This window comes from Acidithiobacillus sp. TH-A36 (assembly GCF_057473445.1).
Map to the genome: position 1 here is coordinate 1 of NZ_JBYCKP010000180.1, position 11,424 is coordinate 11,424.

15 protein-coding genes are annotated in these 11,424 nt (G+C 54.0%); 9 read left to right on the forward strand and 6 right to left on the reverse strand.

The window, feature by feature from the left end:
• Nucleotides 1–152 precede the first annotated feature (152 nt).
• Complete coding sequence (gene ftsA / locus AC2VLY_RS04850) at nucleotides 153–830, forward strand: cell division protein FtsA (RefSeq protein WP_486921855.1); 678 nt, start codon at nucleotides 153–155, stop codon at nucleotides 828–830.
• Between the two features lie 41 nt (nucleotides 831–871).
• On the forward strand, nucleotides 872–2,050 hold the full coding sequence (ftsZ, locus tag AC2VLY_RS04855) for a cell division protein FtsZ (RefSeq protein ID WP_486892586.1): 1,179 nt from the start codon (nucleotides 872–874) through the stop codon (nucleotides 2,048–2,050).
• Nucleotides 2,051–2,066: 16 nt separating this feature from the next.
• Here the strand turns inward: ftsZ and AC2VLY_RS04860 are convergent, their stop codons facing one another.
• Together AC2VLY_RS04860 and AC2VLY_RS04865 are read right to left on the reverse strand one after the other, a co-directional pair.
• Complete coding sequence (locus AC2VLY_RS04860; RefSeq protein ID WP_193649742.1) at nucleotides 2,067–2,492, reverse strand: hypothetical protein; 426 nt, start codon at nucleotides 2,490–2,492, stop codon at nucleotides 2,067–2,069.
• A gap of 18 nt (nucleotides 2,493–2,510) precedes the next feature.
• Nucleotides 2,511–3,368, reverse strand: coding sequence for a diiron oxygenase (locus AC2VLY_RS04865; protein ID WP_193649741.1), 858 nt, complete (start codon nucleotides 3,366–3,368; stop codon nucleotides 2,511–2,513).
• 235 nt (nucleotides 3,369–3,603) lie between these two features.
• Here AC2VLY_RS04865 and aroQ point away from each other — a divergent pair, with 235 nt between their 5' ends.
• From aroQ to AC2VLY_RS04895, 6 genes are read left to right on the forward strand one after another with little or no spacing between them, the layout of a single operon-like run.
• Nucleotides 3,604–4,062 (forward strand): type II 3-dehydroquinate dehydratase, encoded by a 459-nt coding sequence (gene aroQ / locus AC2VLY_RS04870; RefSeq protein ID WP_193649740.1) that lies wholly within the window; start codon nucleotides 3,604–3,606, stop codon nucleotides 4,060–4,062.
• 19 nt (nucleotides 4,063–4,081) lie between these two features.
• Nucleotides 4,082–4,546 (forward strand): acetyl-CoA carboxylase biotin carboxyl carrier protein, encoded by a 465-nt coding sequence (gene accB / locus AC2VLY_RS04875; protein WP_486892585.1) that lies wholly within the window; start codon nucleotides 4,082–4,084, stop codon nucleotides 4,544–4,546.
• Nucleotide 4,547: 1 nt separating this feature from the next.
• Complete coding sequence (gene accC / locus AC2VLY_RS04880; protein WP_486892584.1) at nucleotides 4,548–5,894, forward strand: acetyl-CoA carboxylase biotin carboxylase subunit; 1,347 nt, start codon at nucleotides 4,548–4,550, stop codon at nucleotides 5,892–5,894.
• Nucleotides 5,891–6,769 carry a 50S ribosomal protein L11 methyltransferase gene (gene prmA / locus AC2VLY_RS04885; protein WP_193649737.1) on the forward strand — a complete coding sequence of 293 codons (879 nt, stop codon included), beginning with the start codon at nucleotides 5,891–5,893 and terminating at the stop codon, nucleotides 6,767–6,769. The genes accC and prmA overlap by 4 nt, the downstream gene beginning before the upstream one ends.
• Before the next feature lie 3 nt (nucleotides 6,770–6,772).
• A complete protein-coding gene (locus tag AC2VLY_RS04890; RefSeq protein ID WP_193649736.1) occupies nucleotides 6,773–7,405 on the forward strand; it encodes a zinc-ribbon and DUF3426 domain-containing protein in 633 nt (210 codons plus the stop codon).
• Nucleotides 7,406–7,416: 11 nt separating this feature from the next.
• Entirely contained in the window at nucleotides 7,417–7,659 is a 243-nt protein-coding gene (locus AC2VLY_RS04895; RefSeq protein WP_010641203.1) for a helix-turn-helix domain-containing protein, read from the forward strand.
• Here AC2VLY_RS04895 and AC2VLY_RS04900 read toward each other — a convergent pair.
• Both AC2VLY_RS04900 and AC2VLY_RS04905 read right to left on the reverse strand, forming a co-directional pair.
• A complete protein-coding gene (locus AC2VLY_RS04900) occupies nucleotides 7,641–8,321 on the reverse strand; it encodes a transglycosylase SLT domain-containing protein (protein WP_193649735.1) in 681 nt (226 codons plus the stop codon). The genes AC2VLY_RS04895 and AC2VLY_RS04900 overlap by 19 nt on opposite strands.
• Entirely contained in the window at nucleotides 8,318–8,737 is a 420-nt protein-coding gene (locus AC2VLY_RS04905) for a ClpXP protease specificity-enhancing factor (RefSeq protein WP_193649734.1), read from the reverse strand. The genes AC2VLY_RS04900 and AC2VLY_RS04905 overlap by 4 nt, the downstream gene beginning before the upstream one ends.
• 311 nt (nucleotides 8,738–9,048) lie before the next feature.
• Between AC2VLY_RS04905 and AC2VLY_RS04910 the strand changes: the two genes are divergently transcribed.
• Nucleotides 9,049–9,795, forward strand: coding sequence for a complement resistance protein TraT (locus AC2VLY_RS04910; protein ID WP_193649733.1), 747 nt, complete (start codon nucleotides 9,049–9,051; stop codon nucleotides 9,793–9,795).
• A gap of 89 nt (nucleotides 9,796–9,884) precedes the next feature.
• Here the strand turns inward: AC2VLY_RS04910 and AC2VLY_RS04915 are convergent, their stop codons facing one another.
• Both AC2VLY_RS04915 and zapD read right to left on the reverse strand, forming a co-directional pair.
• A complete protein-coding gene (locus tag AC2VLY_RS04915) occupies nucleotides 9,885–10,889 on the reverse strand; it encodes a class 1 fructose-bisphosphatase (RefSeq protein WP_486921856.1) in 1,005 nt (334 codons plus the stop codon).
• Nucleotides 10,890–10,923: 34 nt separating this feature from the next.
• The coding region (zapD, locus tag AC2VLY_RS04920) for a cell division protein ZapD (protein WP_486894321.1) at nucleotides 10,924–11,424 on the reverse strand (501 nt) is incomplete at its 5' end.

Sequence of the window (11,424 nt, forward strand, 5' to 3'; positions counted from 1 at the left end):
CGTATCACGAAGCCGACAGCAAGCGCATAGTTCGCGTCGAAAGGGCGCCATGACATGAAAAGTTCCTTCGTCCAGGAGGTACCGATTACGCGCACCAGCCGGGGGATCCCACCCCAGGCCAGCGGAATACCCAGGACGAGTAAGAGCTGGGTGTGTGTCTGGTGGATAGTGGTGGCGGGACTACCGATATCGCCATTTTCCGCGATGGGGCCGTCCGCCATACGGCCGTCATTCCCATCGCCGGAGATCAGGTGACCAATGACATTGCCCTGGGTCTTCGCACCCCACCCGTCGAAGCTGAGCAAATCAAGAAATTATACGGTTGCGCTCTGGGTGATCTCATTCAGCAGGATGATGAAATATCGGTCCCCAGCGTCGGCACCCGCCCGCCCCGCACCATTTCCCGACGCATTCTCGGCGACATCATTGAGCCCCGCATCAAGGAACTGTTTGAACTCATCCAGGCAGAACTGCGGCGCACCGGCTATGAAGATTTGATTGCCGCTGGTGTCGTCATTACCGGCGGTTCCAGCTGTCTGGAAGGCATTGCCGAACTGGCTGAAGAAATCCTTCATCTGCCGGTTCGCGTCGGTGAACCCATGCATTTGCCGGGGATGGAAAACGTGGTTCGGGTACCTGGACATGCCACGGGCGTAGGCCTGGTCATGTACGGATTACATAATCAACCTGCGGGGCAAGGCGAAGCCGCCGTTGTCGCCCAGCCCAGGGCGGCCTATGAAGATCACAGTCAGGGACATGCCGGTATGGACACCAGCTTTGGCGGTGTTTTCCGGAAAATGCGCAACTGGGTCCAGACCAGCTTCGGCTGATCCCCACCAACACCCATACTTAACGAATCAGGAGAAATATCATGTATGAATTGAACGAATGCGAACAGGACGGCGCCGTCATCAAGGTCATCGGCGTCGGCGGTGGTGGAGGTAACGCCATCAACAACATGTGTGGGGCGGGTCTGGAAGGGGTGGAATTCATCACCGCCAATACGGATGCCCAGGCTTTACGTCACTCACTGGCCGGCCGCACCATTCAGCTGGGTGCGCAGATTACCCGTGGTCTGGGCGCAGGAGCTGATCCGGAAGTAGGCCGCAAGGCAGCGGAAGAAGGCCGCGACGATATTCGTGCAGCCCTCGAAAAAGCGGATATGGTATTCATCACCACCGGCATGGGCGGCGGAACAGGTACGGGTGCCGCTCCTGTTGTTGCGGCCATTGCCCGGGACATGGGCATTCTGACGGTTGGTGTGGTAACCAAGCCCTTCAATTTTGAAGGCAAAAAACGCCAGCAGCATGCACTTTCCGGTATCGACGAACTTTCCCAGCATGTCGATTCTCTGGTCATTATTCCCAATGAGAAGCTGCTGGCCGTTCTGGGCACATCCATCAGTCTCAAGGATGCCTATCAGGCAGCAGACAACATTTTGCTGGGTGCGGTGCAGGGTATCTCCGAGCTGGTCACCCGTCCCGGCCTGATGAACCTGGATTTTGCCGATGTGCGTACGGTCATGTCGGGTATGGGTCTGGCAATGATGGGCGCCGCCAGTGGCAAGGGTGAAAACCGCGCCAGGGATGCGGCGACCCGTGCCGCATCCAGCCCGTTACTGGACGACATCAACCTCTCCGGGGCACGTGGTATTCTCGTCAACATCACGGCAGGTATGGACCTGACCCTGGGAGAATTCCAGGAAGTCGGCGAGCTGATTCGCGGTTATGCAGCAGATGACGCCAATGTGAAGGTCGGTACGGTGCTGGATCCTGACCTGGATGGGGAATTGCGCGTCACCGTAGTGGCTACAGGTTTGCAGCGGGAACCCGTGCGTTTGGCCGTGGAGAACATCCGGGGTCGTGGGGCTGCCAGTGCCGGCAATCCGAGCACACCTTCGGACTGGCGCAATCTCGACATACCCGTGGGTATGCGTCATAACGAACGTCCTGCATCGGTTCCAGCCTCAAACCGCAACAATGGCACCGGTGGGGTTCAGGATTTTTCCGATCTGGATATCCCTGCCTTTCTGCGCCGCCAGGCTGACTAAGGTCGGTACCACCGGGTCAGCGCAATAACGGCGCCTGACCCGGCCGACAACGTTCCTGACTAGGCCGTGGCCCCCTGGCTGCGGCTGTTCTTACCAACTCATCCTCATCGGCAAGCAGCCCGGCGCGCTGGACGTCCTTCAGCAGGGGATTTCGGGCAATGGCATAACGCACATTGGGATCCCGGTCCGCACAAAACTCCGCCACCTGTTCCGCTGATAAATCCGGTCTTTTCGCAATACACAAGCGGATTACATAGTCGTCATCCCGAGCCAATGCAGCTACTTCTTCGGGCAGCAAATCCGCGCGTCTGGCAAAGTAACAGCGCGTCTGTACCCACTGCTCCCTCAGCAGGAAGGGACGATAGTGACCGGGCAGTTCAGGACTCAGTGCCCATTTCAACCTTTCCTCCAGGCTCATACTCCGCCAGGACGCATCTGACATACTTAAACGTTCCTGATGTCAGCCAGCGGCCATATGCCCGGATGCTTCGCGGTCTGCACTGGACATGGCCTTACGATAACGGCTCAGATCCTTGGCACTCTGGATGGGAATTTCAAGCAAAGTGGAAAGATTGCGCAAAATGCCGTTGATGACCTTGCCTTCCCAGATGGCATCAAAATGAATCTGGGTATCCAGCCATTGCTCCAGCCAGCCCGGATCCGGCAAGTGACTCTGGACACTATCCTCAGGGTACATCTCTTTATTCACATGCAAGTTGGTTGGATGCAGAGCCTTTGCCGTCTTGGTATTGGCCATCAATACACCAATCTTGGCAAAAGCCAGGCGCGCCGTGTCTCCCAGGCGCTCAATAGCCCGGCGCATATATTTGAGATAAATGCCCGCGTGCCGCGCTTCATCCTTGGACAGCACTTCGTAAATGGAACGAATGACCGGCTCGCTGTGCCACTGCGCCGCGCATTTGTACCAATGCGTCAAACGAATTTCTCCACAAAAATGGAGCATCAGGGTTTCCATGGCGGGAGCAGGATCAAATTCAAATCGCACCTTGTGCAGCTCTTCCTCAGTCGGGAGATACTCGGGGGCAAAGCGGCGCAGGTATTCCATCAAAACCAGCGCGTGCTTCTGTTCTTCATAAAACCAGATGGACATGAATGCTGAAAAATCCGAATCATCGCGATTATCACGCAAAAACATTTCCGTCGCCGGAAGCGCCGACCACTCGGTCACGGCATTCATCTTGATGGTGCGCAGCTGCTCATCACTCACCAGACTCCGATCAAACTGATCCCAGGGAATATCTGTCGCCATATTCCAACGCGCGGCCTCCAGGGATTTAAATAGTTCAGGGTATAACATGGCAAAGCCACCTCTCTCCGGCGTCGTCAATTACAATAGGTCTGCAGCGACCCGTCTGGGCTGCACCATACTGCCAGCAACCCGTATGAACAACATATCGAGTGTATTCTACGTCAAATCAACGCGTGGGGCGATGCCTGTAAAAAACCGCGAGGCCCTTGAGTCGCGCTCCGACCTAGATTTATGCGCGCATTTGCGGCAGACTTCAGTCTATTCTTGATGTTACGCGGAAGCCATGGCTGTATCTATTCCTCACATATTGGTACTGCACGGACCGAACCTGAACCTTCTGGGTCAGCGTGAACCGGCACACTACGGCCGCAGCACCCTGGCCGACATAAACGCCAAACTGTTAGCCATGGCCAATGCCTGGGGTTGGGCCTTGAGCAGCCTGCAAAGTAATGCCGAGCATCAATTGATAGATGCCGTGCAGCTTGCCCCCAACCAGGGTGTCACCAACATCATCATCAATCCTGCTGCGTTTACCCACACCAGCGTGGCCCTGCGGGATGCCCTGAGTGCCGTGGCGATTCCGTTCATTGAGGTACATTTGTCCAACATACATGCGCGGGAACCCTTCCGTCAGCATTCCTACTTTTCCGACATGGCCCAGGGGGTTATTGCCGGATTGGGTGCTGATGGCTACTTCCTCGCCCTGGAAGCCATTTACCGGCGTTTCTCACGCCCTGACTAAACGCATAATAAGGAAAAGCATGGATATCCAATTCATTCGTCGCCTTGCCGAATTACTTGAAAAAAGTGCCATTGACGAAATTGAAGTTGTGGAAGGTGAAAGTAAGGTTCGTATTACCCGACATGCGGCACCCGTCGCCCCGCAAAATGTGACCTATCACACGCAACCGGCCCCGATGCCGGCAGCGGAAGCGCCGCAACCGCCTGCACCGGCGCCATCCCCTGAAACCGCTCCACCACAGGGCTACATGATCAAGTCCCCCATGGTCGGCACCTTCTATCGGGCTTCTTCACCGGAAGCCGCGCCTTTTGTTGAAGAAGGCAGCACCGTCAAGGCCGGCCAGACACTTTGCATTATCGAAGCCATGAAATTGCTGAATGAAATCGAGGCAGATGTCTCCGGCAAAATCATCAAGGTACTGGCCAGTAACGGCCAGCCCGTAGAATACGGCGAACCACTCTTTATTATCGCCCCAGAGGATTGATATGTTTGAAAAAATCCTCATCGCCAACCGGGGCGAAATTGCCCTGCGCATTCAGCGTGCCTGTCGTGAGCTGGGAATCCGCACGGTGGCCGTACATTCCGAACCCGACCGTGATCTGATGCACGTCAAGCTGGCCGACGAATCGGTCTGTATTGGCCCCGCTCCCAGTGATCAAAGCTATTTGAATGTCCCAGCGGTCATTGCTGCTGCAGAAGTCACCGACGCAGAAGCCATTCATCCCGGCTATGGATTTTTGTCGGAAAATGCCGATTTTGCCGAAAGGGTGGAAAATAGTGGCTTTGCATTTATTGGTCCCCGTGCAGAAACCATTCGTCTGATGGGAGATAAAATCGCGGCCAAGGCCGCCATGATAAAAGCCGGGGTACCCTGCGTTCCCGGGTCTGATGGTCCATTACCCGATGACAGTGATGCCCTCAAAAAACTGGCGAAGGATATTGGTTATCCGGTCATTCTCAAGGCTGCCGGGGGCGGTGGCGGACGCGGCATGCGCGTTGTCCACACCGAGGCACATTTAATCAACGCCGCCAACCTGACCCGGGCAGAAGCGGGCAAAGCTTTTGGTAACCCGACCCTGTACATGGAAAAGTTTCTGGAAACACCCCGCCATATTGAATTCCAGGTGCTCTGCGATGCTCACGGCCATTGCGTACACCTCGGCGAACGGGACTGCTCCGTACAACGGCGTCACCAAAAGGTCGTCGAGGAAGCACCGGCTCCGGGCATTACCGATCAACAACGTGCCGAAATTGGTGCAGCAGTGGTCAAAGCCTGTTCAGACATGGGCTATCGCGGTGCCGGAACCATTGAGTTTCTTTACGATCCCGGCAGTAAAACCTTTTACTTTATCGAGATGAATACCCGCGTCCAGGTAGAGCATCCAGTGACTGAAATGATTACTGGTGTGGACATTGTCAAAGCGCAGATTCTGATTGCGGCAGGCAAGCCTCTCCCTTTCCGGCAGGAAGATGTCCGCTTGCAGGGACATGCCATTGAATGCCGCATCAACGCTGAGGATCCTGAAAAATTCATACCCTCACCCGGGCAAATCACGGCCTGGCACCCACCCGGCGGTCCGGGGATTCGGGTAGACAGCCATATATATGCCGGTTATCGGGTACCGCCTTTCTATGATTCCATGATCGGCAAAATCATCGCCTATGGAAATGATCGGGAAGAAGCCCAGATGCGTATGCGCAGCGCCCTGCGTGAAACCAGCATTGAAGGCATCCAGACCAACATTCTTTTGCATCGCCGTATTCTTGAAGAAGCCCAATATGCGGCTGGTGAAGTAAATATCCATTATCTGGAGGCACTGCTCGCGCTATGAATATTGCATGGTGGCAACTGAGCCTTCAGGTTCCCGCCGACTCTGCCGCACAGGTGGAGACACAATTGCTGGAGGCAGGTGCTGACGCCATCACTTTTTTGGAGCTGGATACCAGCGAGGCGCTTTTTATTGAAGGAGAGCTCTGGCAGAAAAGTCAGTGTCAGGCGCTTTTTGCTGTCCAAAATCACAGCGAAGCCACCATTCATGCCTTAGTAAACAGGTCCGGTTGGCAAAACTATGGGGCCTCTGTCCAGGCTTTGGAAGATCAGGATTGGGTATCCAGTACCCAGGCACAATTTCCGGCCCGTCAGTTTGGAAAACTCTGGGTGGTTCCCAGCTGGGATCAAGCGCCACAAGATGCCCGCTATGAACTGCACCTCGACCCCGGCCAGGCTTTTGGTACCGGGGCGCATCCTACCACTTCGCGCTGCCTGCACTTTCTGGAAAGCCACATTCAAGGTGGCGAGTGCATTGTGGATTATGGCTGCGGCTCAGGTATTCTCGCTATTGCTGCTTTGCTTTTGGGTGCGAAAGAAGCTTATGGTGTCGATACCGACCCTATTGCGCTGCAAGTAGCCATGGACAACGCCCAACACAATGGCGTCGCGGAGCGACTGCGACTGTCCCTGCCCGATGAAACCCCACTGCCCCTGGCGGATATTCTGGTTGCCAATATTCTGGCCGGCCCCCTGCTCAGTCTTGCCCCGACACTGGCTGCATTGACCAGGCCGGGAGGATGGATTGCCCTCTCCGGCATTCTCCACAGCCAGGAAACCGGCATTCAAAATGCCTACGCGCCCTATTTTAATTTAGCCGCCCCGCAACATGAAGAAGACTGGTCCCTGCTGTATGGCCAGCGAAAATCCGGAGACTGAACCATGGAAATAACCTGCCCGCGTTGCGAGTCCACTTTTGGCGTTGATCATAACGCCCTGCAAAAACATCATTATCAGGTCAAGTGTGGCGTCTGCCAGCAGGTCTTCCAGGTGGACCTGGACAACGAAACCAGCACAGCTGGTGCCCATCTGGGGCAGCGTCTGGGCCGTTATTTACTCCTGTTGATTATTTTCCTGCTGGTCCTGGCGCTGATTGGACAAATCCTCTGGTCAACGGGCGTCTACAGTTATGCGGCCAATAGTGCGCCCATCCGCCGTGCCATGATCCATAGTGCCAATGCAATAGGTACTCAGATTTCCTGGCCGGGACCCAATAAGGAAATGCGCATTGTCGATAGCCATGTCACGGCGCTGGATAATCACCTGGCCGAAATTACCGGAAAAATGGAGAATCTGGCGGGGCACGTACAGGCATACCCGGCCATCCAGGTCACTCTGAGTAATGTTTACGGTGCACCCATTGCCCATCTGCAATTCACGCCAAAAGAATATCTGGCAAAGCCGGAAGAGACCATATCCGGTTTTTTATCCCATACACCCGTTCAGTTCTCCATCAAGAGTCCCAAACTGATTGCCGCTGCAGGCTATCAGGTCACTCTTCTCAGTCAACCCTGAGGAGCAGGATCATGGCAACAGAATCGATGACTCTGAGTGACTGCGTGGTCATGATCGTGGATCGTTACCTGGACGATCTGCAGGGCGAAGCGCCAAAAAACCTGCATACTCAGGTTATTGAACAAGTAGAATGTGCCCTGCTCGAACACACCCTGAAGAAATGTGACGGACAACGGGGTACGGCTGCCCAATGGCTGGGTATCAATCGCAATACCTTGCGAAAAAAACTGCAAAACTACGGGCTGGACACCTGAATAAGCTGCGGAGAGGCTGAAACCGGAGTGGGCACATGACCAATGACACCCAGGTTTGGGCCTGAGCTGCTGCCATCGAGATAGCGCTGGTAATAAGCCAATACCCGGGGTACATAAGCCTGGGTTTCAGCAAGGGGAGGGATGTGATAACCCGCCTGAATAACCGCACCGGAACCGGCATTGTAGGCAGCTACTGCCAGTTTCAGGTCACCGCTGAACTTACGCAGCAGATGGGCCAGATAAGCGGTACCGCCATTGATGTTTTCTGCCGGACTGAAAGAGTTGGAAACCCCGAAACGGGCCGCCGTAGCCGGAATTAACTGCATCAGACCAATGGCTCCCTTGGGTGAAACCGCACCGGCGTTATAACCGGATTCAGCAGAAATGACGGCATTGACCAAAGCGGGACTCACGCCGTAATGACTGGCCGCTGCGTGTATCAGCGACTGATATTGCTGTTTTGCTATCCGGTTGAAGTCGGCGCGGGCGGTGGCTACCGGCATTTTCGGGGTGCGCATGACCATGTGATACGCGCGGTTTCCAGCCGGAACATTGGTCAGATGCACGACCCCGTGGCTATCTGTATAGGCGTATATATTTGCCTCGGCTGCAGACCCGCACAGGAGCAACAGCAGGCCACAGAAACCCGCCTGAATTTTCATTTGATGACCCGCAAAGAGGGTCTCTCCGGCTTTTCCTGAGCATCAGCACTGCGTCCTGCCCGATCTTCAGGGTCGGATCCCGGCGGTGGAGCATCAGGCAGATCCGGCTCCGCAAAGCCCATACCCTCCTGGGTTTCTGCAGCATAAATGGCCGCCACGGCCGCCATAGGTACGTCCACCGTCCGTGCCACACCACCAAAGCGGGCATTAAAACTGATCCAGCCATCGGCCATGCTGAGGTTGTGACAGGCATTCGGGGAAATATCCAGAATCATGCGCCCGTCCTTTTCATAACCGCCGGGGACCGCTACCCCCGGATAGGCAACCACCACCAGAATATATGGCGTATGACCCTGGTCAACACACCATTGATAAACACTATTCAGTAAATAAGGCTTGGCACTTTCAGGCAACAAGTTGCACTCTCCATTCAGCTGGGTCTGGATGACTATCTTCCAGACTAAACACCAATGAAACTATATAGCTGAATTTTAGGAATCTTCAAGCTATTCTGATCACCAGCTTGATCGATGATAAATATATTACAATTACTAAAATTTTTTAATTCTAAATTTATATTTTTTCTTATTTATAAATGACCTCAGATCAAAAGTTGAATGGTAAATATTTCTTGCCTCCTTTACAGTAATCTCTAAAATAGAAATCATAATATGCGCTTTACGATCATCCCCATTTTGGGGTTTATAACTCACGTTCGGAGGAACTCATGCAGTTAGCCACACGTCAACAACTTCGGCTTGTTACTTATACCATTGCCGCTGCCAGTGCCATCGCGCTTTCCGGTTGTGCCGCTACCCAGGTTGCTCTGGAACATAAAGACCTGAGTGTCCAGACAAAAATGTCCAACACCATTTTCCTGAATCCGGTTCCACCTTCCGAACAGACCGTTTATGTACAGTTTAAGAATACTTCGGATAAAACCCTGAACGTTGCCGCTTTGGAGCAGGAAATTGACGCCAACCTGACTAATCAGGGATACCGCATCGTTCCTTACAATCAGGCACATTACATGTTGCAGATTAACGTATTATCCGTCGGCAAAATGTCCGAAGCCGCCGCTCAAAAATCATTGACCAACGGTTTTGGTGGTGCTGCTTTTGGGGCCGCCGCCGGAGCAGTTATTGGTCAGAGCTGGACTGGCGCAGGTGCGGGAGCACTGGTTGGTGAAGGAATTGGGCTCATTGCCAACTCCCTCGTCAAGGATGTGACCTACGCGATGATCACTGACGTTCAGGTGGCAGAACGCAGCAAGCAGGCCGTCAACCAGCAGACCAATTCCAGCTTGCAGCAGGGTACCAGCAGCACGACCACCCAGCAGATCAGTGGTACCAACCATTGGATGTATTACCGGACCCGTGTTGTTTCCACAGCCAACAAGGTCAATCTGGACTTCAAGGACGCCGTTCCCGCATTGCAGGGTCAGTTGGTTCACAGTCTGTCCGGCATTCTCTAACCCGCCGGTAAAGGTCCGGAACGCTCTGGACCATTCACAAAAAAGCTCCCGACCAAAATCGGGAGCTTTTTCAGTTCGGCCGAAAAAAATCAGTGCTGATGGTAGCTGAGCACCCGTTCGACTTCATTTTTCGCGCCCAGAATGACGGGAACCCGCTGATGCAGTCCCTCCGGCTGTATTTCCAGAATCCGTGCAGTCCCGGTACTTGCTGCACCACCCGCCTGCTCCACCAGATAGGACATGGGATTGGCTTCATACAACAACCTGAGTTTGCCGGGTTTTTTTGGGTCTTTCTGATCAAAGGGATACAGAAAAATTCCGCCCCGGCAAAGAATGCGGTGAACATCCGCAACCATCGATCCCACCCAGCGCATGTTGAAATTCCGCCCGCGCGGACCTTCTGTACCCTGGTTCAGCTCATCAATATAACGTTGTACCGGTTTCTGCCAGTGCCGATGATTGCTCATGTTGATGGCATATTCACTGGTGTCTTCCGGAATGGTCATTTGCTTGTGGGTGAGAATGTATTCGCCGATGGACGGGTCCAGAGTGAAGCCATTGACACCATGCCCCGTACTGTAAACCAGCATGTTACTGGACCCATACAGGGCATAGCCGGCACACACCTGCTCCACGCCCGGCTGCAGGAAATCTTCCAGGCCGGCATCCCGTCCCGCAACTGGCGCTTTGAGAATGCTGAAAATCGTTCCGACGCTGATCCCAACGTCCGTGTTGCTGGAACCATCCAGAGGATCAAAAAGAAGCAGGTATTTACCTCTGGGAACACTATTGGGAATGGAATAAGGATCATCCATTTCCTCGGAAGCCATACCCGCGAGATGCCCGGTCCAGTCCATGGCGTGCAAAATGGCATCGTTGGAAATAATATCGAGCTTTTTCTGTACTTCGCCCTGGACATTGTCAGTCCCGGCACTTCCCAGGGCACCTACCAGGGCACCCCGATAAACCTGTGCACCAATAAACTTGCAGGAAACTGCCAGATCATTCAAAAGTGCAGCAAAGTCTCCGGAGGCCTGAGGATGCCGTCGTGTTTCTTCCGTAATGAATTGTGTCAGGGTAGTCCCAATATGCATGCGCCGATCCTTTAATTAAGCAATGAAAATTTGTCTACAGGGCACTCAGACCCAGCCTGAAGGTGATGGTGGATTCTATCGCGCGGCCAGCACCCTGGTCCAACCATTGCAACCACTGAATGTGAAAACGATGAATACCTCCACTGATTTTGGGGTAACAATCCATATCATCGGTAATTTCCAGACGGATCAATGAGGGCGGTCGACGCGGATCAAGGGCAGAACCATAGCGCCCTTCCTGAGCATCCACGAGTGACCATGCGCAGGAATCCCGCAGCAAAGCCAGAATCAAATCCACACTATGCTGCAATAATTCCAACCCTTTCTCCCAGCCACCAAGCAGCATTTTCGCGCGTTCCGGCGCCTGCTGACTCCAAAAAGCCAACAGCGGTAAGTCGCAGTCTGCCAAACCACCAGCCACCCCCATACGACCCCGCGCCAGCTGAATGATTTCCTGATGTCGTAATAACTCTCCAAAAGCTTCCCGATGTTCGCGCAGTAATTTGAGTTGCTGATTGATGCGAAACTGCCAGGC